This is a genomic window from Eubacterium sp. SB2, assembly GCF_001244405.1.
GTDB lineage: Bacteria > Bacillota > Clostridia > Lachnospirales > Lachnospiraceae > Faecalicatena > Faecalicatena contortus_B.
Window position 1 is genome coordinate 562,521 of the sequence record NZ_LN865152.1, and the last position, 25,448, is coordinate 587,968.

The following is a 25,448-nucleotide window of genomic DNA, read 5'->3' on the forward strand; positions in this document are numbered from 1 at the left end:
TCTATTCTTTTCCGTCAAAGCAGTACGTACAAAGTTTGCACGGTGACAGCCCAATCGATGCAACCAGATCATCCAGCCTGTGGTAGCGCAGCGTTGTAAAATTCTGGCGTCTGCGCACTTCCTCTACCATATCATGATACCGGCTGCAGCAGGGATTGGCATACTCTTCCAACACTTCCCCCGTCACTTCCTCTTCCCTTTCCTGGATAATCCTTCGCGTGATTAGATCCAGCTCAGACTTGGAGCGGGAAAAGTTCAGAAATTTACAGCCAAACAGAAGCGGCGGGCATGCCGGACGGACATGCACTTCTTTTGCTCCGCTCTGATACAGGAATTCGGTTGTCTCATGAAGCTGGGTTCCTCGTACGATAGAGTCATCGATCAGCAGCAGCTTCTTATTCTCAATCAGTGCCTGCACCGGAATCAGTTTCATCTTGGCGATCAGATCACGCTGGTTCTGGTTCGTCGGCATAAAGGAACGCGGCCAGGTTGGCGTATACTTAATAAACGGCCTGGCGTAGGGGATTCCGGATTCATTGGCATAGCCGATGGCATGCGCGATGCCGGAATCCGGCACTCCTGCCACGATGTCCGGTGATACGCTGTTCCCGTCCCGCTTCGCAAGCATACTTCCGCACTTGTACCGCATCTCTTCGACATTGACCCCTTCGTAGGAAGAAGTCGGATAACCGTAATACACCCACAGGAAGGAACACATCTTCATCTCCTCCCCCGGCGGGCTTACTGTCTCTACGCTCTCCGGTGTGATAAATACAATCTCAGCAGGCCCCAGCTCCTTATAATCCGTATAACCCAGATTGATGTACGCAAAATTCTCAAAGGAGACACAGTAAGCGCCGTCTTTTCTGCCGACTACAAGCGGCGTGCGTCCATATCTGTCTCTCGCCGCATACAGCCCCTCTGTGGTCATTAACAGCAGCGTCATGGAACCATCCACAAGCTGCTGGACGTACCGGATTCCCTCCACGATGGAATCCTTTTTGCAAATGAGGGATGCGATCAGTTCCGTTGCGTTGATCTGTCCGCCGCTCATCTCCTGAAAATGTGTATGTCCATTTTCATATACTTTTGACAGAAGCTCCTGCATATTATTAATCTTTCCGACCGTCGTGATTGCAAAGCTGCCCAGATGGGACTGGATCAGCAGCGGCTGCGGTTCGTAGTCCGATATGCAGCCGATTCCGAAGCATCCCTTGAGCTCCTCTACATCTTTCTCAAACTTGGTGCGGAACGGTGAATTCTCTATGTTATGAATCGCACGCTGAAATCCGTCTTTCCCAAAAGTTGCCATCCCGCCTCTTCTTGTCCCAAGATGTGAATGATAATCCACACCATAAAACAACTCTAACGTACAGTCCGTTTTTGAAGCTACGCCAAAAAAGCCTCCCATGTTTTTGTCTCCTTCTAAAGTAAAATTTCTTTTGCATATAACAGGCAGCGTCAAAAAGCATGTCCTCACAGCCTGTTTCCGCATCCAGTTTAACACAAACTGATTCCCAGCGTAAAGACTGTGATGATCAGTTTTCCAAATATTTTTTTCTGAGCTTCTCCTTGTCCGCATCGCTGAGCAGGATCCGGCTGCGCAGGTATTCATCCATAGAGCCATACTCCCTGTCAATCACATCCAGAGCCTTAACCAGGTGCTTCACCTCTGCTCCCGCCGTGGAGCGCGCGGCCTGTACCGCTTCGTCCCCTAAACCTTTTGTTCTCAAAAACTGCTCCATGGCTTTTATATTTTCCTTATAATAGTGGTTAGTTATCTCATAATCTTCCAGAATGACGCTGCGCTCCACCCCCAGTGCGGCCAGCACCAGCACGGAACCGAATCCGGCTCTGTCTTTGCCCGCTGTACAGTGCCAAAGAACCGCCCCCTGCTCATTTTCCAAAAGAATCCGAAAGAACCGGGCATATCCTTTTTGGGAAAATGGTGTCGTGGCAATCTCCACATACATATCTGCCATCGCGCCGCTCAGTAAGTATTTGATGGCCTCTTCCGGCGTAAATACGCCGCTCGCTGCAACTGCGGCCATACTTCCGTTCTCCTCGTCCAGAATCGGTACGTGATAATTCTTCACCCCGTCTATCTCCGGATCCGGCGCCTTGTCCCGCTCCGGTGTCGTCCTGAAATCAACCACATCCGTCAGGCCGTATATGTCCCGCAGCCTTTTCAGATCTTCCGGCAGGGCTTCTGCCAGCTTCCCCGTCCTCAACAGCGTGTTCATTTTGATTTTCCTGTTATCGGCTCCGGTGTATCCGCCAAGCTGCCTCGCATTGCCAACACCGTTAAGCCCTATTGATTTTAAATCCATATGATTCCTTCTCTGCCTCCTGTTTCCGCCACATTTACCGCATCGTATTTTATTATAGACCTTTTCACGCTCCCGCACAAGATTCTTACACACCACTTTTCCTTACTCCCCCTGCAAAAGGATAAAATGATTCTTATGATAGTGAAGCAGACCGTCCCTCTGCATTTTGGAGAGTTCATTCGAAAGGGCGCTGCGGTCCACAGCCAGGTAATCCGCCATCTGCTGCCTGTTAAATGGAACTTCAATCTCTTTTTTCCCCTGCTTTACCGCTTCAGACGAAAGGTAGGATAACAGCCTTTCCCGAATGGATTTGGGCGTAATATGATTGATCTTCTGTGCCAGATTCAAATTCTTGGACGCCATAATCATAAGCAAGTTGCGGACAAGCCTGGCATGATGGCTGCAGGAGGACGCACAGCTTTTGACCACCTTTCCCACGTCCAGAAACAGCACCGTTGTCTTCGCCGTTGTCATGACGTCCGCCATCATAGGAGCCCTCTGGCTGCACGCGTAGGTCTCCGCAAACACTTCCCCAGGCAGTATATGCCCAATAATATTTTCATTTCCCCAGATATCCGGCCTCACAATATTAACGCCGCCCTCCAGCAGCAGCCCCATCCGTCCGATATGCTGCCCTGCATGGTAAATGACCTCCCCCCGTGCGTATGTCTTCTCCTGTGCCCCCAGGCACCCAAGCATGGCTTCGGCCTCCTCCACGGTAACCCCCTCAAACAGTTTCGTCCCCACGATAAATTGATAATCCATAAATTCTCTCCGTTTCGTTGTAATAACAACTTTTTTTATATTTAAATTATAGTATAATGCCACTATAGATACAAGAAAAGGATTCAAATCCCGGAACAGTTATATACCGGCAAGTCAAAAGGAGGAATTGAAATGATAAGGAGAATTATAGAAATAAATGAAGAAAAATGCAACGGATGCGGATTATGTGCAGAAGCCTGCCACGAAGGGGCAATCGGCATGGTGGACGGGAAAGCCCGTCTGCTGAGAGACGATTACTGTGACGGCCTGGGAGACTGCCTTCCTGCCTGTCCGGCAGACGCGATCCGCTTCGTGGAACGGGAAGCCGCCGCATACGATGCCGAGGCGGTCAAGGCTCATCAGAAACACAAAAATACAGCTCCCCTGCCCTGCGGCTGCCCGGGCACCCAGGCAAGGGAGCTGAAGCCGCACACTGCTGCCAAGGCCTCCGCACCTTCTCCGTCCCCCACAGAATCTCAGCTGCGCCAGTGGCCGGTACAGATCAAACTCGTCCCGGTCCAGGCGCCCTATTATAAAAATGCAGAGCTGCTCATCGCCGCCGACTGCACCGCGTATGCCTATGCCGGCTTCCATCAGGACTTCATGAAGGGCAAAATCACCCTCATGGGCTGCCCCAAACTAGACAGCGTAGACTATACGGAAAAACTAACCGAAATCATCCGTCAGAATACCATTAAAAACGTCACCGTCGTCCGCATGGAAGTCCCTTGCTGCGGCGGAATAGAACAGGCCGTAGTAAATGCAGTCCAAAACAGTGGGAAAAAAATCCCCTGCCGGATCATAACACTATCAACCCAGGGGGAGATTCTATAAGAAACGAGATGGGGGGCTGAAGAGGCGTAACGTGAACCGGACATTTCCAGTAACTTTACAGCCCCCTTCTCCAGGTAAGAATTTTTATGATTCAACAATCACTTTAATGGAATCATCTGACATCTGCCTCAGAATAGCTTTCTCAACACTGTCCACCGGATAGCTGTGCGTAATAATCGGATCAAAGCAGATTCTATTACTATTGATCAGTTCTACAGCCCTTTCGTGGGTATCCGGATTGATTTTGGATCCCTCTATCCGCAGCTCTTTCTGATAAATATCTTCCAGACTGAGCCGGTAGTATGTTCCTGCTTTCGGCACACCGAACAAAAGTACTGCGGCGCCAGGCTTCGCCACGTGAAATGCCTGCGTTATAGCCGCCTCATTTCCTACACATTCTATCACAACATCTGCACCTTGCGTTCCCAGCAATTCTGCCATCCGTTTTGCCGGTTCTTCATGAAAAGGATCTATGATTCCATCCGCACCGATTTGCATGCCGGTTTTTCTCCGATATTCTACCGGCTCGCTGAGAATAACCCGAGATGCACCGGCTAGTTTTGTGAGTTGAACCATCAAAAGACCAATTGCGCCTCCGCCGATTACACAAACAGTATCTCCAGCCCTGATACCTGCACGATCTATACCGTGCAGGCAGCAAGCCAGCGGTTCTGCCATCGCGCCATGGCGCAGAAGAACCTGCGGTTTCAACTTAAAACACTGGCTCTGCGGAACGTAACAATACTCTGCAAAACCACCATTCACCGTAACGCCGATTGCCTTTAGATTTTCACACAACTGCTTCTTTCCAACCCGGCAAAAATGACATTTCCCGCAGTAAATATTCGGATCAATGGTGACATGGTCACCAACAGTCAGCTGGTCAGCCTGAGAGCCCACTTCCACGACGACACCTGCAAATTCATGCCCTAAAATGATGGGGGGGTTCACCTCTGCCGAGCCTTTGCTACCATGATAGATATGCACATCTGTGCCACAGACCCCACAGGCCGCCACTTTTACTAACACCTCGTCAGCCCCCAGCTCACGCTTTGGAATCATCTGTGTTTTAAATATCTTATTGCCCAAAAAATAACTTCCCTTCATCGTCTTCCCTCTCAATTACTTCTTTTTTGTACGCTGCGGCCTGAACTGTTACGGCCTGATGTCAAATCTCATCAATATGTAATTTCACCTGATTGTTTCTAAGTTTATGCTGCAGCAAATCCATATCAATATGCCGGAAATCCGTGCTGATGCTCGCTGCCAGTCCGGCAGCCTCTCCTGTCACTGCACATGGCGGAATCACCCGCATAATGTCCCACATATCCCCTTTGGCAGAGACACATCTGCCTGCTGCCGCCAGATTCCTGCATTTGCTGCCATGCAGAGATGAAAATGGAATCTCATAGACCGGCCCTCGCCTACGCCAATCAGATATCAGGCCCACGCTGTCGGGAAAACGCCGAAACACATCCTCTTCTGACAGTTCGTACACACCTTTCAGGCCCCGTGTCATCCGAATCATAGGAATTGATGCCAGGGTTGACAGCGCATGTCTTCTCGACACAGAACCTTTTTTAAGATAATCCTCCAATATCTTGTTGTGTGACGCACATACCATTTCAGACAACTCTCTGCCATCCAGCCCAAGATACCTCTTTTTGCTAATGACAGGCGCTTCCTCTCCGGAACGTACAAGATCTGACACTCCAAATACCCGAAGCTTATATTCTCCATCTATAGTTTCATAATACCAAGCCGCCAGAGGATTGCCTTCCTCGTGCAGGCCGACCTTTTCGTCCACCAATGCGCACAAATCTGCATCACCAGATGCATCTACAAAAGAATCCCCACTTATATACAGGCGCCCAGACTTATTCTCAATGAATATGCCCCTGATCGTGCCATCCTCATAATCCGCGCCGCATACCGCAGTTCCATAAAGAATCTCTACTCCTTCTTTCCGCAGCAGCTGCTCCATCAAAATAGCAAATACCTGCCCATTATACTGCACTTCAAATCTCTGTTTCTTCCGTTCCTCTTCCCGCCCTTCTTCAAGCCATGCACAGGGATAACGATCCTCCCAGCCATGCTTAATGGAGAGATAAAGTAATTCTTCTGCTATTCCATGACAAACCTGTCTCCCCATGCCATCACAAATGGGGAGATAGACAACAATCAACCCCAGGGTCGCCAGTCCGCCAAGGCCAAACATCTTCTCTGCCAGAAGCACCTTGCTTCCATTTCTTGCGGCAGCAAGTGCAGCTGAAACACCGGCAATGCCCCCACCTACGACAACCACATCATATTTGCCGAGAACAGGAACTTTTTTTTCACTTTCTATCATACAATTTTTATCCATACAACACCTCTCATCCGTAGATTAGATTTGGAATCCAGGTAACTAACTGCGGTACATAAGTGATCAAAAGCAATGTGAAAACAGAGGCCAGCAAGAACGGCCACAATTCCCTGACAATTGCCTCTACTTTTTCCTTGATTGTGCCTGCTACCAGATAGAGATACATGCCGAACGGAGGTGTCACACCGCCTAAAGTAATATTTAGAACAATCACAATACCAAAATGGATCGGATCAATGCCCAGCAATGCTGCAATAGGCGCAAACAGCGGTCCCAGAATAATCATAGCCGCAGTGCCATCTAAAAACATGCCCAGAAACAAAAACAAAAGATTTACCATCAGCAGGAATACATATTTGTTGCCACCTGAAAGTGCTATGACAACACCACTCAAAGCCTGAGGAATCCTTTCCCATGAAAGGTAAAATGCAAACGCATTAGATGCGCACATTATCAACATAACCGTAGCCGTAGACAGAACTGCATCTATCAAAATTTTAGGAATATGCTCCCATTTGATCTCTTTATAAACAAATATGCCCACAAACAGCGCATAAACCGCAATAATGGCGCCGCCTTCCGTAGCGGTACAAACACCAAAACGTAATCCCAAAACCAACACAAATGGGATTACCAATGCCCATACGGCATCAACAGCTGCACGCAAGATTTCTTTTCTGGTTCCCATGCGTTCACGACTTGGCTTATATCCTGCTTTTTTAGAAACCAGATAAACTACCAGCATCATAACCGTACACAGTAAAATACCCGGAATATAGCCAGCACAGAGCATCTTGCCCGCCGATACCTGGCAGATAAAAGAATATACAATCAAGCCCACTCCCGGAGGAATAATAGGCGTAATCACACAGGAAGCTGCGGTAACAGCACCACTGAAGGCCCGGGAATAACCGTGACGCTCCATTTCCGGCACCAGGAGCTTACATTCCATGGATGCATCTGCTGCTCCTGAACCGGACAATCCGCCCATCAGTGTAGACAACAGCACATTGACATGTCCAAGGCCACCCGTCAGATGACCAACCAGCAGATTTGCCAAATTCATCAGCCGCTGCGTAACGCCTGAATAGTTCATAATAGAGCCTGCCATGATAAAGAACGGGATTGCCATGAGGGACGTGCTTTCCACATTGGCAACCATTTTCTGTACAATGCCAATCAGCCCCACGCCTGATTGCATTAAAAAGTAAGGTGCCACGGCCAGAATCAGGGAAAACGCAATCGGTACTCCCAGAACAAAGCATATTGCCAGTATAATAAGTGGAATAAGATTCATAGAGCGCCCCTCCTTTTAGTCTTGTAAAGGCAGCGAACCAATATCTTCAGGCTCCTCCTCGTCAGGATAAAAGTGCTCTCTGAATGCATCTTTTTTAAATATGCCCTGACAAAAATAGATAACTGAATAAATGGTCATAAAGGTAAAACCCACCGCTGCGGCTGCATAGATATATTTATACGGCAGACGCATGATAGCAGTGCGCTTACTTGTCTGCATCACAAATTTCCATGTTACAACCATCAATGTACCGCTCAGGAGCACCAGCACCAATGTAATCAACTGCTGCAGTCTGAGCTTGTTTTTTATGCTGAATTTGTTGCTGAAAAATTCCATGCCTAAATGCTGATTGCGTTTGTATGCGGCAGTCATCCCCAGAAATGTTGCCCAAACCGCAAAGAACAAGGACATCTCACTGCCCCAGGTAATGGGCTTAGAGAAAAAATAGCGGCCAAGCGTATCACAGAACGTAATAAGTACCATTACGATCAGACTGACACCGGCTAAAATTTCTTCAATATTTTTTATGATAAACAATACTTTCTTCAAAGTGTCCGTCTCCTTACTTGTATAGATACCATACCAAGGGCATAACAGCCATCAGATGACATACTGTCTTTTCATCCAATGGCTGTTATAATAACCCGTCAACCATTTCCACCTATTTTCCTGAGTATTTTACGATGTACTCGTGTATTGACATGTTGCTATTTTTATAGATGTAAGAAATATCAATCAGCCAGGAAGTCAACAATCTGTTCATACATTCCCTCGGTCAAGCCATAAGTATCAACGTAACTCTTCGCCTGCTCCAGCGCTATATTCTTCAGCGCTGCCATGTCCTCCTCTGACAGCTCATAAAAAGTGACACCAGCCGCTTCCAGCTTTTCGCGGGCAATATCCTGTCCCTCCAGTTGCTTCTCAGAGAACCAGACACCTGCGTTATAGGATTCTTCTTCCAAAATCGCCTGCTGCTCGTCCGTTAAATCTTCCCATATCTGCTGACTCATCAGGAAGCATCCCGGGGCAGTAGTATGAGCGGTCAGTGTCGTATAAGGGCAGACTTCCTGCATACTGTAGCTGTACAGAGATTCAAGATTGGTCTCCGTAGCATCCAGAATACCGGTAGACAGTGCGGAATAAGCGTCAGCCAGTCCGACAGAGGTTCCCACTGCACCGCAGGCATTCCAAAAATCAGTGTATACGAAACCAGGCACACGAACCTTCAGTCCCTTCAAATCTTCTACTGATTCTACCGGCTCTGTCGTCATCAACTGACGGGGCGCCTCAATCCACGCCAGATTAAGTACCTTAATACCACCTTCTGCAACCTTATCACACATACTGCGAAAAATATCAGAATCGCTAAATTCCAATGTTTTTTCAACAGAATCAAACGTATAGAAAATATTGCATAGCATCATATCCGGACATCCGTAATCACATGTAAAGTCTGCGGAAACCGTCTGCAAGATATTGGCTCCTGTGGAAATCATCTCGACGGTATCCGCTGCATCACCAAGCTCATTTCCAGGATAGAATTCACATTTAATCGCGCCTTTGGATCTTTCAATTACAGCATCCGCCATCATCTGAAACGCCTCTCCTCGGACATCATCATTTGTACCAGCCCAAGTGAACCTGAGAACCAGCGGATTCTCTGCCGTATATACAGCACCATTCTCTGTTTCAGAGCCTTCCGCAGCCGGAGCTTTTGATGTATCTTTCTTTGTGTTACCACAGGCACAAACAGAGAATACCAGGCACAGAGCCAATAAAACTGCAAGTACTTTTTTCATAATTTTTTCCTTCCTTTCTTTTTTCTTTTCTTCCTTTTTCTTTTCGATCGTTTGACCTGTCTTTATTATATTTTAGGCTTTAATAAATGTAAATAGTTTTAAAAAGTATTTGCATTAACTGTTGTGATTTTGTCTTTCTTATACAAATATATGTATTATTTTTTGTGCATTATGTCATTTTACAGGCGTTTTTTCCAATGTTATAATATTAACAAATAAAATCCAATTTTAAAAAGTATGAGGTTAAATCGAATATGAAATACACAGAGTCTATGAGAGAATCAGAAAAGCTTACGCCCAAAGAACTAAAGATTATTAACCGTCAGAAAGTATATACCTATTTATATCAGGTAAAAAAATCTTCAAAACAAGAGATTGCACAGGCTTTGGGCTTAAGTATTCCCACCGTCGCACAGAGTCTGAATATCTTTATGGAACAGGATTTCGCCAGGGTTTTGGGTGAATATGAATCTACCGGGGGCAGAAAGGCTCAGATTTTCGGTTTTAATCATTTGGCACGTATTGCTATCGGCGTAGAAGTGTTAAAAGAAGGTGTGCAAATCGTAGCTGTCGACCTGTACGGTACTATCTTGAAAGAAGCTTTTTGGCAAATTGAATTTAAAAACTGTGATGCATATTATCGCCGTCTGGGTGATATGATAAATCAGTTCACTCACAGCCTGAATTACCCTCAGGCACAAAACCTTGGCATCTGCATCACGGTTCAGGGACTTGTCTCTTCCGATGGGGAAACCATCACCTTTTCAGAAATTTTAAACTGTACCGGTGTAAGCCGCAGTACCTATCAGCAATATCTGGAACTGCCGTGCCGATTGATTCATGATACAGAAGCCGCCGCACTTTCAGAATCCTGGCAGCGCTCTGATCTTGAAAATGCTGTCTATCTTTCTTTGAACCGAAATTTCGGCGGCATCTTGATCATGAAGGAACATACTTTTACCGGCCGTGATCTGGGCAATGGCATTATTGAGCATTTGTGTCTTGATCCGAACGGACCGCTCTGCTATTGCGGCAAACAAGGCTGCGTTGAAACGTACTGTTCCGCAGACAGTCTGAAGAATGCCATGCAAATGGAGTTTCCTCTATTTTTTTCTCGAGTGCATGGGGGAGATCCCCGGTGCTGTAAAATCTGGCGCAATTATCTCCACAAGCTTGCACTGACCATAGACAATATCAGAATGATTGTTGACTGTGATTTCATTCTGGGCGGCTTTCTGCTTCAATACATGAATGCTAATGACATTGCCCTGCTGACCAGATACGTAAAAGAACAATGCGCTTTTGATTCACCACACTTCACTCTTAAACTCAGCCAATACGGAAGCAAGTCGGCTTCCCTGGGAGCGGCCATATCTTTAATTGAACGTTTTTTTGATCAATTAAACTGGCAGTAGCTACTCCAGACAAGAGGTTCTGCGCATATTCCAATGGCCTCCGCAAGACACTCTCCAAGATACACCTTGCAGACACTCTTAAGGATTCGCATGTCCGCAAGGCGTATCCGCCATCTCAGGCAGGTACCCCTCCTCTACCCCCGCCCAACCCAGCAAAGAACCGCCTTCTTGAGGAATTCTGCGCAGCCAGCTATATCTTTATCATAATATTCTGTAAACCGCGGGTCCGCCACATACATTTCGGTTATCCCGATATGCGCCTGCGGGGTATACTGCTTCCAGTTCATCCCCAGCCATTCCTTATGAAGGCGCACGATGTGCCGGGCTTTTTCGCCTTCCGGGCTTTCTCCGGCTTTCACAGCTGCATTTAACTCCTCGCGGATTTCCTTCTCCAGACTTGTCATACGGCTATACTCTTCTTCTGTCATATTCAGCATCCTCTTGTTAGATTCTTCCACCGCATTCTCCCCGTACTTACTGCGGATCTCTTCTCCGTATTTTTCCTCATTGCTCTTTATCATTTCCGTTTTGAATGATTCGAATTTTTCTGCGTTGCTCATTATAATTTCTCCTTTCATTGACGCAATTGTCTTTTTAACGGCAGTTATCATATTATCCAACCTGGCCTGCTGCAGTTCCAGCTCCTCTAGATGTTCATGGAGTGCGGCCATAACATCAAAGTCGTCACTTTGAATGATCGCCGCAATCTGCTCCAGCTTCAGCCCCCGCTCTTTGTAAAACAGAATCTGCTGCAACAGCTCCAGCTCCGTCTCACCATAATAGCGGTAGCCCGATTCCCTTACACAAGAAGGTTTGAGTAAGCCGATCTTGTCATAGTAGCGCAGAGTACGTGCACTGATACCCGCGATTTCCGATAATTCTCTAATACTATATTCCATATTCGTTTCCTCCTGCCGTAACTTGAATATAGCAGTTGACGCTGCGTCAAAGTCAATAGAAATTTAATTTTTTATTTTATTAATACTTCTGCCATATCCATTATAACAGCCCCTTAAACTTCTTCATACCCCGTTCTAACATCCCCTAAAACATCCACACTTTACACCCCCGTCCGTCATCTCCTCCAAAGATTCGTCAACAGGCTTCAGCCCTGTAGACGAATAAAACGCCGAAAAACCGCAAAGTCCCCGAAACCACAGCCCATATGCATCTACCGGGGCTACCGTACCACCAAACGATTCAATAAGCTCACCCTTCATTTCGCGCCCCCACCCGCCCGCAAAACGATAGTCCGCCAACAAATCTCCAATTTTTTTTGGATATCCCCCTCATCTTATTAATAAATTGCTTTACTTCTTCCCCCCTTCTCTACTATAATGTACTTTGACAGGTTAAGCCTATTAAATAAAATTATTTTAAAATACACAGGAGGGCAAGGTATGTCACAGAGAACAGACATTCACAAAGTACTGATTATTGGGTCCGGTCCAATCATCATCGGCCAGGCTTGCGAGTTTGATTATTCCGGTACTCAGGCTTGTAAGGCGTTGAGAAAGTTAGGATATGAAATTGTATTGGTCAACTCCAACCCGGCAACTATTATGACCGATCCTGAAACAGCGGACGTCACTTACATTGAACCACTGAACGTGGATAGACTTGAACAGATTATCGCAAAGGAACGTCCCGACGCGCTGCTTCCCAATCTTGGCGGCCAGTCTGGACTGAATTTATGTTCGGAGCTTGCTGCAAAAGGGATTCTGGATAAATACCATGTTGAGGTGATCGGTGTTCAGGTCGATGCAATCGAACGCGGTGAGGACCGGATCGAATTCAAGAAAGCAATGAATGAACTTGGCATTGAGATGGCGCGCAGCGAAGTTGCTTATTCTGTTGAACAGGCCCTCAGTATTGCAGATGAACTTGGTTACCCGGTTGTACTTCGCCCTGCTTACACGATGGGCGGAGCCGGCGGCGGTCTTGTATACAACAAAGATGAATTAAAGACCGTATGTGCCCGCGGCCTTCAGGCAAGCCTTGTGGGACAGGTTCTTGTAGAAGAATCCATCCTGGGCTGGGAGGAACTGGAGCTGGAAGTTGTCCGTGACAAAGAAAATAACATGATTACCGTCTGCTTTATCGAAAATATCGATCCTCTTGGCGTGCATACCGGAGATTCCTTCTGTTCCGCACCTATGCTCACGATCTCTGAGGAGTGCCAGAAGCGTCTCCAGGAACAGGCCTACAAGATTGTAGAGTCCGTACAGGTTATCGGCGGTACGAATGTACAGTTTGCGCACGATCCCGTCAGTGACAGAATCATTGTCATCGAGATCAACCCGAGGACATCCCGTTCCTCAGCGCTTGCATCAAAGGCAACCGGTTTCCCGATTGCGCTTGTATCCGCGATGCTGGCAACAGGGCTGACTTTGAAAGACATTCCCTGCGGCAAATATGGTACCCTGGACAAATACGTTCCGGACGGAGATTATGTTGTCATCAAATTCGCCCGCTGGGCATTTGAAAAGTTCAAAGGCGTGGAGGACAAGCTCGGAACGCAGATGCGCGCCGTTGGCGAAGTCATGAGCATCGGCAAAACTTATAAAGAAGCGTTCCAGAAAGCCATCCGAAGCCTTGAAACCGGCCGTTACGGACTGGGCCATGCGAAGGATCTTGACCAGAAGACAAAAGAAGAATTGCTGCAGCTTCTGATTACTCCGTCCAGCGAACGGCATTTTATCATGTATGAAGCTCTGCGCAAGGGTGCATCCATAGAAGAAATTCACGAAATAACCAAGGTAAAGACATATTTCATCGAACAGATGAAAGAACTGGTGGAGGAGGAAGAAGCGCTTCATCAGGAAAAAGGAAAACTTCCCTCCGATGAAAAGCTTACCGCAGCCAAGAAGGACGGTTTCTCTGATAAGTATCTGAGCCAGATCCTGGAGATCCCGGAGGCTGATATCCGGAACCGCCGGATTGAGATCGGCATAGAAGAGGCCTGGGAAGGCGTGCACGTAAGCGGCACCGAAGACAGCGCCTACTACTATTCCACCTACAACGCTGAGGATAAAAATCCCGTCAGCACCGAAAAGCCAAAGATTATGATCCTCGGCGGCGGCCCGAACAGAATCGGACAGGGAATTGAGTTCGACTACTGCTGCGTACACGCCTCACTGGCGCTGAAAAAACTGGGATTCGAGACCATTATCGTAAACTGTAATCCAGAGACTGTTTCCACTGATTATGACACTTCCGATAAGCTGTATTTTGAGCCGCTGACGCTGGAAGATGTCTTAAGCATTTACAAAAAGGAAAAACCGCTGGGCGTAATTGCTCAGTTTGGGGGGCAGACCCCTCTGAACCTGGCAGCAGACCTGGAAAAGAACGGCGTAAAAATCCTCGGAACCGCTCCGTCCGTGATCGATCTTGCAGAGGACCGCGACCTGTTCCGTGCAATGATGGAAAAACTGGAAATCCCGATGCCGGAATCCGGAATGGCCGTCAATGTAGAAGAAGCAATTTCCATTGCACAGAGTATCGGATATCCGGTTATGGTGCGTCCTTCTTACGTATTGGGCGGACGGGGCATGGAAGTCGTGTATGACGATGAAAGCATGGCAAATTATATGGCGGCGGCCGTTGGAGTTACTCCGGACCGACCGATCCTGATCGACCGTTTCCTGAACCATGCGCTGGAATGCGAAGCGGACGCAATCAGTGACGGCACTCACGCATTTGTACCTGCGGTTATGGAGCATATCGAACTTGCCGGCGTGCATTCCGGTGACTCAGCATGCATCATCCCGTCCGTACATATTTCAGATGAAAATGTAAAAACAATTAAAGAATATACAAGAAAGATTGCCGAAGAAATGCATGTCAAGGGTCTTATGAACATGCAGTATGCAATCGAAAACGGTAAAGTTTACGTCCTGGAAGCAAATCCGCGCGCATCCAGAACCGTACCGCTCGTATCTAAGGTATGCAATATCCGCATGGTACCTCTGGCTACTGACATCATTACTTCCGAGATTACAGGCAGGCCGTCGCCGGTAGCCGGACTCAGGGAGCAGAACATTCCGAATTACGGCGTCAAAGAAGCTGTATTCCCGTTCAACATGTTCCCGGAAGTGGACCCGGTACTCGGGCCGGAAATGCGTTCCACGGGCGAAGTTCTCGGACTTTCCTCATCCTACGGAGAGGCATTCTATAAAGCCCAGGAGGCAACCCAGACCAGGCTGCCGCTGGAGGGAACCGTGTTGATCTCCGTCAGCAGAAAAGACAAGCCTGAAGTCGTAGAAATCGCAAAAAGCTTCGCAGAGGACGGCTTCAAAATCATTGCTACGGGAACCACCTATGACCTCATCCGTGAAAACGGGATCGAGGCGGAGAAGGTAAAGAAAATGTACGAAGGCAGGCCAAACGTCCTGGATTTGATAACCAATGGAAAAATCGACTTGATTGTCAATACCCCGGTGGGAAAAGACAGCGTCCATGACGACAGCTACCTCAGAAAGGCCGCAATCAAAGCTAAGATTCCTTATATGACTACCATGGCGGCGGCACGCACAACAGCAAAGGGAATCAAATACATAAAAGAGCACGGCCGCGGAGATGTAAAATCACTGCAGGAACTCCATGGAGAGATCTCTTAAAGGTATCAGGCGGACGGAATTTTGTGCCGATGAATAATATCAAGCAAAAAGACAGAAAATGCGGCTGCATTTTCTGTCTTTTTCTTATATACCTTGTTTCATCTGACGATTCCAAGTACCTCCCATCAAGGCAGTATATGCCCCGCATTCAGATAAAGCTCATACCACTCTTCACGCGTCAGGATAATTTCGCTTCCCAGCGCAATCTCCACGAGGCGTGTCAGGTTCGTTGTACCCGCAATCATTTGGATATGGGCCGGATGCCTTAAGATCCAGGATGTTGCTATGGTTGTCGGAGTGACATCATAGCGCTCTGCCAGCTCTTCCAGCAGCTGGTTCAATTCGGGATACTTATCGTCACCTATGAACACACCCTCAAAGAATCCGTACTGAAACGGAGACCATGCCTGAATTGTCATGTCTTTTAGACGGCAGTAATCCAGGATACTTCCGTCACGGTCTATCGCTCCATCCGTCAGCATATTGACTTCCATTCCATTAGCGATCATATTTGAGAAGGGAACACTGAACTGTAACTGGTCTGTTACAATGTCCTGCTTCACATACTTTTTCAATAGTTCGATCTGCATCGGTTTATGGTTCGATACTCCAAAATTTCTTACTTTACCGGATGCATTGAGCAGGTCAAAGGCCTCTGCAACCTCTTCCGGCTCCATAAGGGCATCCGGGCGGTGAAGCAGCAGAATATCCAGATAATCCGTATTCAGCCTTTTCAAACTGTTTTCTACGGATTTTATAATATGCTCCTTGGAAAAATCATACATAACTCCGGGAATAATCCCGCATTTGGACTGCAGTATGATATCCTCACGCCTGAATTCCGTTCTCTCAAATGCCTCGGCAAAAAGAACCTCGCATTTACCGTTTCCGTAGATATCTGCGTGATCAAAAAAATTCATCCCCAGTTCCATGCATTTATTAATATACTCCTCAAGGCCTTCCTGATCCAGGCTGTTAATTCTCATGCACCCCGCAGCGATTACCGGAACTTCAAGGCTGCTGGTTCCCAATGTCATTCTTTTCATCTCTTGTATCCTCCCGCACATTTTGATAACCCCAGTGTGTTTTTTCCAGACACGCTCCAATAAACCGCACCTGGAGATAAACAAAAGACCCAACGAATTCCGCCTTTGGACGCGGCATGTCGGGTTCAGTTTCTATCATTATATGCTCTTAAAAAGAACTTCGTCAAGGACTTTGGGACAAATCCGATGAGCTTTTGTGTTGGCGCGGATGGGGACGCTTAACGACAAGTATGCCGTGGCAGCACTGGAGCTGTATATGCCGCTGCCTCTCCGGCTGATTCTTCCTGGAGCGCCTCCATCTGCGCCGAAAATTAAAGTTCACCGCCAAGTCCCTATTTTATAAGAATGGCTTGAGCTCCTTCATGAAGTCTTCCAGCTCTTTCACCAGTTTTTTGGCCGCGGATTTACTCTCCCCTGATGCCTCCGGGTTTTCGTTGACTGCTTCACTGATGGACTGGATTCCCATATTACAGCCATCCATCATTAGTTTTGCAATCTGCCGGCTGTCATCCTTTATCATCAATTTCATTTCCGTGGTAATCCATGAAAATACAGATGCCATTTTCCCCGGTTCCTGATCCGGCCTGCCCTCTTCCTTAAGAAGTCCGGCAATCTCTTTATCCAGCTCCTTGTATTTACCGTCGTATTTCTCGATTACATTCCACAAGTCTTCATCTGTGATGTAATCCTTGACCTGTTCAATACTGTCCGTTCCCATCTTGCAGCCCTTGCTGCATTCCTCTAATAGTTTGATTGTCTGCTCTTCCACACTTTCCGCCTTCTTTCATTTTTATTGTTTAGTGTGGTGGATTTTTTTAAATATATACCTCTATTCCGGTTAATTGGCCAGCTTTATCGCTTAATTCTTAATCGCTGCTTCTTTCAAACTATGCATTTTCAGCATAACTAACCTCGCTATAGGCTGTGCAATACAAAGCTCAACCGCGAATGATATTGTAAAATTACGCGGCCATTTATAAAAAAACATTCTAATCGGCTCCAATGTCAATGAACGGCTCCCGATCCAAGTTCCGATTACGGTCAGAAAAATGGACATTAAAAATACTGTGCACAATATATTGACAACAATATGTGAACTAAAGCTGTCGTCTTTGTCTACAATTTTTGCCGTCAGATACTCTGCCGGTTTATAAGTAAGCAGTACAAGGGCAATTACACTCAGCCATATGAAAGGCATTATTTGAAGTGCATCCGCCCATACATGCAGATGAAATCCGGCTTCAAAGCAGGTTATAATCGGTGCAATTATATTAACTGATATTATAGAAATAACAGCCATGAATAACGCAAATTCTTTTTTATTTCTTGGTAGTTTCATATAAAATTCCATTTTTACACTCCTATTCGTTTTTGATATTAGCTGTTTCATTTTTACCACACCGGTTTTCGGTAAAATAAATAAGCGTGAGATCTGGCCTGATCTCACGCTGAACCATTATACGCGTATTTCTAATCATTTAAGATTATATATGATTATTTTTAAATTTTCAAGTTTAAATTTTTATAAATTTATTTTTTCATCAAGGCATACATACAGTAATCAAGCACCTTTCCGTTTTTAAAGACGCCATTTTTCATAGTCCCTTCCAAAGTAAATCCGTTCCTCTCCAGAACCCGTCGTGAACCTGTATTATGGGCGAACGGTTCTGCATAAATTCTAACAATATCAAACCGCTCAAATGCTGCTTGGCAAAGCTGGCCCACGGCGGCACTCATGATCCCTTTTCCCCAGAACTCCTCCGCCAGCCAGTATCCAAGCTCCGCACTCTTTTCATAGACATCTGTCCCCAGGAAAATCCCTATACTGCCTACCGCATGCCCATCTACAACAATTGCCCTGCACAACTGCCGTTCTTCACTGTCCGCGGCACAGGAAAGCACATATCCCCGGGCATCCTCCCGCGTATATGGATTGGGAAATGCATTGCGCAGATTACAGGCAATCTTCTCATTGTTTGCATAAAATGCCACGTCATCAATATACTTCTTATCCCATTTGTCCAGTAAAAATTCCATCGTTATTCCCCCTTTATTATATCCTGTCTGATTTTATCCACAATAAGATCTACCGTATCCATTTTCATTGGGATAATACTGCTCCACAGGCGCACGCCCTGATACACATAAAGAATCGTCGCCGTCATCTGCCCAATATGCACCTGCCTGAACTCCCCAGTCTCCATTCCATATGATAGCAGTCTCTCCCAGCGTTTCACCGCCTTCCGGTTCAGTTCCTCCATATAAGAACTGCCGCAAACCAGGGAATACTCATATATCGCATAGCTCATTGAGCCACTGCTATCTTGCATCTCTCCCCTTATCTTATCCAGCTCATGATCCAGGATCCACTTCGCACTCTTCCTCGAATCCAACGCTGTCCCAACAAAGTCCTCCGCCCCCTCAGACATTTCACTTAAGATCTCCGCAAAAATCTCCCGCGTACTCCCGTAATGCCGATACACCCCGCCCCGGCTCATCCCGCAAGCCTCACAAATCATTCCCATCGTAACCGCACGAAATCCTTCCTCTGCAAAAATCCGATAAGCAGTCTCCCGTATCCTTTTCCGGGTCAATATTCCTTTCTCTGACATAATACCTCCTAGTACTGCGTTGCGTAATTAACAGTAAGATAATTATGCTTGGATGTACAAGTACATCGAAATACCCTACTGTTTCGCCGGTTTAAATTCCCAGAAGCCAAGATACAAAAAAGACACATGTGTCGTTTTTAATATTATGCGACACAGATGTCTTTTTGTCAAGCACTAAAGCTCAAATACATCTAACTTTTCTTTCGTCTATCGGTGCGACACCGGTTCTTCCCTGCTTTTGTTCATTTAATGTAACAGTTCAGGCCTGCCTGATCTGCTGCCATTCAAGGAATCAACGTATGTACTTTTCACTCCCCCACATCATGCATTCGGACATCACACAGATCCCTGCCGCACCGCAGGCAAGCATCTCCGCCACGCATTCGATGCTCCCTCTCATCCCGCCTATCGCATAGACCGGTATTTCCACCGCAGCACATACTTGGCGCAGAAAATCTTTCCCTCTGGGATCCAGACCAGGCTTACAGTCTGTAGAAAAGATGTGTCCCGCAATCAGATAAGCCGCCCCGGCTTTTTCTGCCTCCACCGCCTCCTGTACCGAATGGACAGAAGCCCCGGCGGTTTCAAACCAGGTAACCGCCTCCGGCCTGGATGTTAAGATGTGCAGCGGCAGATGAATACTGGCACTCCCCTGTCCGCGCGCTGCTTCTATAAAAGTATGCGGTATACACGGCACCTCATACCTGCGGCAGATTTCCTGTACGCTGCTAAAAAGCGACGCGTACTCTTCCTCCGTCAAATCCTTCTCCCTAAGCAGAACCGCACGGGGATGCCTCCGGCAGATGGATTCGATCTGCTCCTCAAAGGGGCGGCGGCACAGATACCTGTTGGTAACTGCTATGATATGTTTGTATATATCCGGCACATGTTGTTCCATGATTTTCCTCCTTTTCTTTTGTTGAGCACTTTTGTTAAACATAGAGATAATCACTCATAACAGGCTGCAGGCCCAGGTTCAGCAGATCCTTGTATACCTGCTCCACGGAGCGGCCGTCGGATATCTCAAACTGTTCGTCCCCCTTTTCCTCGATCTCCTCTACGTGTTCTCCGATCCCGGTGCTCACGCCTGCCGAGATCTTTGTAGCTGCAATTTTGACCAGATTATCTCTCACACGGGCACATTCCCTGGTGGATATGGTGATGCTGGCAAAGGGCATAAACAGCCTGTATGCAGTCACCACCTGCAGAAGCTGCGGCTCATGTACGTCCATTGGATTGATCCGGTCATTATTTACTATGGGCCGGAGCCGAGGACAGGAAAATGCAATCTCGGCATGAGGGTATTTTCTCTGGAGCAGCCAGGCATGCATGCCGGTGGCAAACGCATCTTTTCGGAAATCATCCAGGCCCAGAAGGGCGGCAAACCCGACGCCTCGCATCCCCCCTTTCAGCGCCCTTTCCTGGGAATTCAGGCGGTACGGGAATATCCGCTTATGACCGGCAAGATGCAGTGTCTCATATTTGTCCGCATGATAGGTCTCCTGAAAAACGGTCACGTAATCGGCGCCGCATTTATGCAGATATGCGTACTCATCGGAATTCATGGGGTATACCTCAAGCCCGATTACCTTAAAATATCTGCGCGCGATCCTGCAGGCTTTTCCTATATATTCCACATCTGATTTTGCCCGGCTCTCCCCCGTCAGAATCAGTACTTCCTGCAGACCGCTCTTTGCAACGGCCCTCATTTCCCGATCGATTTCCTCTTCGCTCAGCCTTGCCCGGTTGATCTTGTTATGGCAGTTGAATCCACAGTAGATACAGAAGTTCTCACAGTAATTTGCAATGTAAACCGGCGTAAACATGTAGATGCCGTTCCCAAAATGTTTCCTGGTCTCCCTCTGCGCACACTGCGCCATCTCTTCCAAAAACGGCAGCGCGGCGGGTGACAGCAGGGCCGCAAAGTCTTCCGGAGTACGCATATCCCGCACAAGGGCCCTGCGCACATCGTCTGCGGTATACCGTGTATAATCATAGGCATTCATGGAATCGATCACCTGTTTTTGAATCCCGGACTCCAGAACCTCCATCCCCGGCAGATAAGTCATATGGTCGATCCGGTTTTTCTTCTGCAGTTCCTTTATCTCTTCATTTAAAATACTTTCATTTACATGATTTGCTGTACTCATTCCCGCCTCCTAATCCTGCAAAAATCCGGTGAGCGGAGAAGAAGCGCTTGCACCTTTGTCGATAACCCGGCCCATACCGGACAGATACGCGGTACGCCCAGCTTCAATTGCCTTTTTAAATGCCTCCGCCATGGCAGGTATATCACCGGCCGTGGCGATTGCTGTATTAGCCATTACGGCCGCTGCACCCATTTCCATCGCCTCGCATGCCTGGGACGGTTTCCCGATCCCTGCATCAACAATAACCGGAAGGTCGATCTCATCAATCAGAATCTGGATAAACTCCCTGGTGCAGATCCCTTTGTTGGAACCGATCGGGGAACCCAGAGGCATTATACAGGCAGCGCCCGCATTTGCCATGTCTCTGGCCGCATTTAAATCGGGATACATATAAGGCATAACAACAAAGCCCTCTTTCGCCAGAATTTCCGTAGCCTTAATCGTCTCATAATTGTCAGGCAGCAGATATTTTGAGTCGTGGATGACCTCGATCTTCACGAAATCTCCGCACCCAAGTTCTCTGGACAGACGCGCTATACGAACAGCTTCCTCCGCATTTCTGGCACCGGATGTGTTCGGAAGCAGCGTCACATTTTCCGGAATATAATCCAGAATATTTGCCATGCCGCCTTCATTGGCACGGCGGAGTGCCAATGTGATAATCTGGGCGCCGGCCTTCTCTACCGCTGCCCGGATCAGATCCAGCGAATATTTTCCCGAGCCCAGGATAAAACGGGACTCAAATGTATGCCCTCCCAGGACAAATGCATCGTTTTTACAATATTCCATTTCTAAACTCCTCCTGTATTCTTGTTTTATTTCAGCAGCTTTTCCATGTTATCTCAGAATCAGCTCCGTAATGAGGTTTGCCTCGTGTGCGGCACAGACTGCCACTCTGGGGGCCATCAGCCCCCTGCCGTATGAGGGTTCTGTCTTTTCATCCCCGCACAGATAAAAATGCTCTGTTATCTTCCGTGTATGGATCGCATTGCTTTCCCCATATCCTGCCATACCGGAAGCAGCAATCAGAAATTTTTCCGGATACAGCTCCAGTATCCCGTTTGCCAGCATCGCCTTTGCCTCCGGGTCATCGAAGGCTTCACATATCATATCATCCGCTGCAAACAAAGCTGCTATATTATCTTCTGTCACTTTTATGCAGTCTGCGGTAATGTCCAGGTACGGATTGATTTCCGCCAGCTCCTCCTTCAGCGCCTCGGTCTTGTACATTCCGATATGGCGCATAAAGTATTGCTGCCTGTTCAAGTTCGTAATGTCTACCCGGTCAAAATCAAGCAGATGCAGGTGCCCTACTCCAATTCTGGCAAGGGAGAAAGCCACATTGGAGCCGAGTCCTCCCAGGCCTGCCACCGCCACTTTTGCCTTTGTAAGCCGATCCTGTATCTCTTTTGTATGGCGCGCTTCCAGCGCACTCCTTATCTCTTCCCTGGTCAGCATCTTCCCATCAACCTCCTCCTACAAAACTGACAACTTCCAGAACATCGTGGTCTTCAACCAGTGTCAGGGACAGCATTTTTCTGGGCACTATCTCACCATTGCGCTCTACCGCCACCCGATTAACAGGAAACCCCTGCTGTTCCAGCAGATCTGATATTGTGGTATCAGCCTTAAAATCGATTTCTTTGCCATTCACTTTCAGCATATCTCCGCCTCCTTTTTATGTAGTTACTATTCAACAAAGTGTGCATCCCGCCGGAAAGCAAAAAAGAGTTCATGAAAGAAATACACCCGCGGTGGTGCACCCCTTCATGAACTCCTGTTCACTCTCATCGGTATTGCTTATGTAATTATGCAGCTGCTATTCACGGGGCCGTGCATAGTAACGTTATGTAAACTCCGGAAAGTCGGTATAAGAAAACCCAAAAACGGGAAGCGCCATCGGCACTTCCCGTAAATATCTTACATCAGTCCCTACGTTGGCATTATCCAAATCAGGTATATGGGTCGAAGTTCTCAACTTCCTCTCAGCCTATCTATAAGCTCCCCTGTTCAGTTTACGTGTATAAATATACGCTGTTTCTTTTTATTTGTCAATACTTAAAAATATACGATATTGCGGTCTGAGCAGTAACTGTAACAGTTACCAGTAATTAGCCTGCCGCGCCGGATCAGCCCAGGTATGGCGCCCCATCCTCTGCCATTTGCTTTAAACGGTTGTATTCTTTCAGCAGCATTTGTTTTCCGGCTTCGGAAATGATGTAGGATTTTCTTCTGCCCTCCTCTGCAGTGAGTCGGATAATCGCATTTTCTTCGAATCTGGACAGCATGGCATATAACGTCCCCGGGCCTACTTTTACACGGCCTCCTGAAAGCTCACTCACACGCTCCATAATATCTACCCCGCAGCATTCTTCCAAAAGTGCAAGGAGGATATAGTACATCGGCTCTGTCAATGTCTGAAATTGTTCTCTTGCCATTCTCTCTTCCTCCCCGGCCCCTGGTTAAGGCAGGGCCAGTTTTTCGCGTACCGTCCGAATCTGCGTCTGATCCAGCGCATCCGGCGTTACCCACATAACCAGGATCTGACCGTGATAACGCACCGTATAGGTGGTTACCGGTGAAGTGCTCCTGAGCGCAATTTCTGCATCCCAACTGGCGGACACATCTTCTGCCCCCTCCGCTTTCCTGGTCTGCCTTCCCCATATTCTATCCAATACCCAGTCATAATTGCTTGTATACACCGTATAAGAAATAGTGTCTGTATCCCCAGCATTTGTCTCATATACCACCATGCTGTTATTTACCGATCCCATAACAGACTGCCCCTGCTCACGGCGGATATCAAATATTTTTCCCGTAATTTCTTTATAATCCGTCTGCACAAGCGGAACCTCGGGCCATCCGCCGCTTCCCGCCCCCCGGGCTTCATCCGGCGCAATCACGGCCAAACATAAAATAATTACCGAGATGGGAAAAAGAAAAGCGCTCCCGAGCTGAATCGCCCAGTGCTCCTCCCTTGACGGCCGCAGAACCGACACCAGGATGCTCGCCCCCCCCTATAATCAACAGTGCTGCAGCCAGAACCAGAATCACAACGAATCTCCCGTTCCTTACAGCCTGATACACCGCCGCCAAAGTAAGAACAATCAAAAATATAAATTGTCCTTCTGCAAAAACATCCCATCTATACTTTGCCTTCCTGCATTTTCCCTTACACCCATAAAAAGGATTCCCGCCGTTTTCCAGCTCACCCTTCATGCGCCTGAGCCAACCCAACAGCGCCAGGCCTTCTGCAAGAGTGCCAATAAAAGCAACCAGGTAAACAAACATCATAAACACCATAAAGTCGTCAAAAATCCAATTCAAAAAACTCGATGTCAAAAACTGCCCCCACAAAAGTGCTGTCAGAAAAAACTGCGAAAAAAATCGTGTCAGATACTCACGCACCTCCGCACTCTTCACATTCTGAAACCGCTCCGCCGGCGTCACAATCGGAACAGCATCCTCCTTAATGCGCCGAAAAACACAGAACTTCTTACGGCTGTCAATCAACTCCCAGCCCGCTTCCCGGCAGTACTCCGCATATTCCTGAGCCGCTTCAGAAGGACGCAGATCCATCTCACTCCCCTTCGGAAACACTTCCACATCATAACAGGCAGCAGCCGGAGCCTCCCGTTCAAAAACCATCCCCCACCGCCAACCAGAAAAGCCCCACCCTTTCCCGGCCATCTCCTCCAGAAAACAAGCCATAGCATCACAACTCCGATAACGAAACCGCCTAAAAACCCGTTTCTTCATAAAATCTCCCACTCCTTTCGCGCAGACACCCTCCGCCCAATATCGAGTATCGATATTTACACCCTCATTATATTATCGAGTCTCGATATTGTCAAGAAAATCTATCCTCAAATATGAACTTTAATCAGCGAACTTTAATCAGCCCAGCCAATTCAGATCCACCTCCCCCGTACTTTCCCCCAGGAAGATGGTCTTTTCCTGCCGCCTTGATGCGTCCAGCCCCGTGAACCGGGCATAGGGGTGTCTGGAAGCGTAGTTAGGGCTGTTAGCCGGAGTTGGGTAAAAAAGAAGGAAAACCAGAGCAAAAAGTGTAATCACAAATTACACTTTTTCCTGGCCCCAGCGTGTGAAGCCATCAAGGCTTCACGTGATGTGGCCAGGTTGCCCTGGTTTTCCTTCTTTTTTGCCCTACTCCGGCTTACGGCCCTAACCCCGCTACCAGACACCCCTATGCCCG

Annotated in this window: 27 protein-coding genes and 1 riboswitch; of the genes, 3 read left to right on the plus strand and 24 right to left on the minus strand. The window is 47.5% G+C overall.

The genetic code is table 11. From position 1 onward, the window contains the following. Window position 1 precedes the first annotated feature (1 nt). The 3 genes from BN1938_RS10045 to BN1938_RS10055 form a co-directional block, all read right to left on the minus strand. Window positions 2-1,411, minus strand: a complete 1,410-nt coding sequence (locus BN1938_RS10045; protein ID WP_050640452.1) for an amidophosphoribosyltransferase — start codon at window positions 1,409-1,411, stop codon at window positions 2-4. Window positions 1,412-1,538: 127 nt separating this feature from the next. After that, window positions 1,539-2,330: a tyrosine-protein phosphatase gene (locus BN1938_RS10050; RefSeq protein ID WP_050640453.1), complete on the minus strand. Its 792-nt coding sequence runs from the start codon at window positions 2,328-2,330 to the stop codon at window positions 1,539-1,541. Between the two features lie 102 nt (window positions 2,331-2,432). Beyond that, the gene (locus BN1938_RS10055) at window positions 2,433-3,095 is read right to left on the minus strand and encodes a Crp/Fnr family transcriptional regulator (protein WP_050640454.1); all 663 of its coding nucleotides are present in this window, start codon (window positions 3,093-3,095) and stop codon (window positions 2,433-2,435) included. Window positions 3,096-3,227: 132 nt separating this feature from the next. Between BN1938_RS10055 and BN1938_RS10060 the strand changes: the two genes are divergently transcribed. Next, the gene (locus BN1938_RS10060) at window positions 3,228-3,929 is read left to right on the plus strand and encodes an ATP-binding protein (RefSeq protein WP_050640455.1); all 702 of its coding nucleotides are present in this window, start codon (window positions 3,228-3,230) and stop codon (window positions 3,927-3,929) included. A gap of 84 nt (window positions 3,930-4,013) precedes the next feature. Here BN1938_RS10060 and BN1938_RS10065 read toward each other — a convergent pair whose 3' ends face one another. From BN1938_RS10065 to dctP, 5 genes are all read right to left on the minus strand, one after another. Further along, a complete protein-coding gene (locus tag BN1938_RS10065) occupies window positions 4,014-5,036 on the minus strand; it encodes a zinc-dependent alcohol dehydrogenase family protein (RefSeq protein WP_050640456.1) in 1,023 nt (340 codons plus the stop codon). A 61-nt stretch (window positions 5,037-5,097) separates the two neighbouring features. Next, complete coding sequence (locus tag BN1938_RS10070) at window positions 5,098-6,294, minus strand: FAD-dependent oxidoreductase (protein ID WP_050640457.1); 1,197 nt, start codon at window positions 6,292-6,294, stop codon at window positions 5,098-5,100. A 10-nt stretch (window positions 6,295-6,304) separates the two neighbouring features. After that, window positions 6,305-7,591 (minus strand): TRAP transporter large permease, encoded by a 1,287-nt coding sequence (locus BN1938_RS10075; RefSeq protein WP_050640458.1) that lies wholly within the window; start codon window positions 7,589-7,591, stop codon window positions 6,305-6,307. A 15-nt stretch (window positions 7,592-7,606) separates the two neighbouring features. After that, entirely contained in the window at window positions 7,607-8,140 is a 534-nt protein-coding gene (locus BN1938_RS10080; RefSeq protein WP_050640459.1) for a TRAP transporter small permease, read from the minus strand. Window positions 8,141-8,322: 182 nt separating this feature from the next. Next, a complete protein-coding gene (gene dctP, locus BN1938_RS10085) occupies window positions 8,323-9,390 on the minus strand; it encodes a TRAP transporter substrate-binding protein DctP (RefSeq protein ID WP_050640460.1) in 1,068 nt (355 codons plus the stop codon). A gap of 272 nt (window positions 9,391-9,662) precedes the next feature. Here dctP and BN1938_RS10090 point away from each other — a divergent pair, with 272 nt between their 5' ends. Continuing rightward, on the plus strand, window positions 9,663-10,805 hold the full coding sequence (locus BN1938_RS10090; protein WP_187376300.1) for an ROK family transcriptional regulator: 1,143 nt from the start codon (window positions 9,663-9,665) through the stop codon (window positions 10,803-10,805). Window positions 10,806-10,939: 134 nt separating this feature from the next. Here BN1938_RS10090 and BN1938_RS10095 read toward each other — a convergent pair whose 3' ends face one another. Further along, window positions 10,940-11,704, minus strand: a complete 765-nt coding sequence (locus tag BN1938_RS10095) for a MerR family transcriptional regulator (protein ID WP_050640462.1) — start codon at window positions 11,702-11,704, stop codon at window positions 10,940-10,942. A 135-nt stretch (window positions 11,705-11,839) separates the two neighbouring features. Beyond that, the gene (locus BN1938_RS10100) at window positions 11,840-12,025 is read right to left on the minus strand and encodes a hypothetical protein (RefSeq protein WP_050640463.1); all 186 of its coding nucleotides are present in this window, start codon (window positions 12,023-12,025) and stop codon (window positions 11,840-11,842) included. 180 nt (window positions 12,026-12,205) lie between these two features. Here BN1938_RS10100 and carB point away from each other — a divergent pair, with 180 nt between their 5' ends. Next, window positions 12,206-15,424 (plus strand): carbamoyl-phosphate synthase large subunit, encoded by a 3,219-nt coding sequence (gene carB / locus BN1938_RS10105; protein ID WP_050640464.1) that lies wholly within the window; start codon window positions 12,206-12,208, stop codon window positions 15,422-15,424. A 125-nt stretch (window positions 15,425-15,549) separates the two neighbouring features. On the opposite strand, the gene BN1938_RS10110 is transcribed toward carB, so the two are convergent. From BN1938_RS10110 to BN1938_RS10170, 14 genes are all read right to left on the minus strand, one after another. Continuing rightward, entirely contained in the window at window positions 15,550-16,470 is a 921-nt protein-coding gene (locus tag BN1938_RS10110) for an aldo/keto reductase (RefSeq protein ID WP_050640465.1), read from the minus strand. Then, window positions 16,436-16,609, minus strand: coding sequence for a hypothetical protein (locus BN1938_RS23685; RefSeq protein WP_173020059.1), 174 nt, complete (start codon window positions 16,607-16,609; stop codon window positions 16,436-16,438). Before BN1938_RS23685 ends, BN1938_RS10110 begins: the two co-directional genes overlap by 35 nt. Window positions 16,610-16,807: 198 nt before the next feature. After that, window positions 16,808-17,239: a hypothetical protein gene (locus BN1938_RS10115; protein ID WP_050640466.1), complete on the minus strand. Its 432-nt coding sequence runs from the start codon at window positions 17,237-17,239 to the stop codon at window positions 16,808-16,810. Window positions 17,240-17,329: 90 nt separating this feature from the next. After that, window positions 17,330-17,821: a hypothetical protein gene (locus tag BN1938_RS10120; protein ID WP_050640467.1), complete on the minus strand. Its 492-nt coding sequence runs from the start codon at window positions 17,819-17,821 to the stop codon at window positions 17,330-17,332. A gap of 179 nt (window positions 17,822-18,000) precedes the next feature. Beyond that, window positions 18,001-18,507 (minus strand): GNAT family N-acetyltransferase, encoded by a 507-nt coding sequence (locus BN1938_RS10125; protein ID WP_050640468.1) that lies wholly within the window; start codon window positions 18,505-18,507, stop codon window positions 18,001-18,003. A gap of 2 nt (window positions 18,508-18,509) precedes the next feature. Then, on the minus strand, window positions 18,510-19,082 hold the full coding sequence (locus BN1938_RS10130) for a TetR/AcrR family transcriptional regulator (RefSeq protein WP_050640469.1): 573 nt from the start codon (window positions 19,080-19,082) through the stop codon (window positions 18,510-18,512). A gap of 292 nt (window positions 19,083-19,374) precedes the next feature. Then, the gene (locus BN1938_RS10135; protein WP_050640470.1) at window positions 19,375-19,980 is read right to left on the minus strand and encodes a thiamine phosphate synthase; all 606 of its coding nucleotides are present in this window, start codon (window positions 19,978-19,980) and stop codon (window positions 19,375-19,377) included. 34 nt (window positions 19,981-20,014) lie between these two features. Next, the gene (thiH, locus tag BN1938_RS10140) at window positions 20,015-21,151 is read right to left on the minus strand and encodes a 2-iminoacetate synthase ThiH (protein ID WP_347561920.1); all 1,137 of its coding nucleotides are present in this window, start codon (window positions 21,149-21,151) and stop codon (window positions 20,015-20,017) included. 90 nt (window positions 21,152-21,241) lie between these two features. After that, on the minus strand, window positions 21,242-22,021 hold the full coding sequence (locus BN1938_RS10145) for a thiazole synthase (protein ID WP_050640472.1): 780 nt from the start codon (window positions 22,019-22,021) through the stop codon (window positions 21,242-21,244). A gap of 48 nt (window positions 22,022-22,069) precedes the next feature. Then, complete coding sequence (gene thiF, locus BN1938_RS10150) at window positions 22,070-22,690, minus strand: thiamine biosynthesis protein ThiF (protein ID WP_050640473.1); 621 nt, start codon at window positions 22,688-22,690, stop codon at window positions 22,070-22,072. A 7-nt stretch (window positions 22,691-22,697) separates the two neighbouring features. Then, window positions 22,698-22,895, minus strand: coding sequence for a sulfur carrier protein ThiS (thiS, locus tag BN1938_RS10155; RefSeq protein WP_050640474.1), 198 nt, complete (start codon window positions 22,893-22,895; stop codon window positions 22,698-22,700). 249 nt (window positions 22,896-23,144) lie between these two features. Next, window positions 23,145-23,248: riboswitch (TPP riboswitch) on the minus strand. Window positions 23,249-23,361: 113 nt separating this feature from the next. Continuing rightward, the gene (locus BN1938_RS10160; RefSeq protein WP_050640475.1) at window positions 23,362-23,670 is read right to left on the minus strand and encodes a PadR family transcriptional regulator; all 309 of its coding nucleotides are present in this window, start codon (window positions 23,668-23,670) and stop codon (window positions 23,362-23,364) included. Between the two features lie 24 nt (window positions 23,671-23,694). After that, a complete protein-coding gene (locus BN1938_RS10165) occupies window positions 23,695-24,075 on the minus strand; it encodes a hypothetical protein (RefSeq protein WP_148487160.1) in 381 nt (126 codons plus the stop codon). Between the two features lie 43 nt (window positions 24,076-24,118). Then, entirely contained in the window at window positions 24,119-24,991 is an 873-nt protein-coding gene (locus BN1938_RS10170; RefSeq protein ID WP_082202932.1) for a DUF2812 domain-containing protein, read from the minus strand. Between the last annotated feature and the right edge of the window lie 457 nt (window positions 24,992-25,448).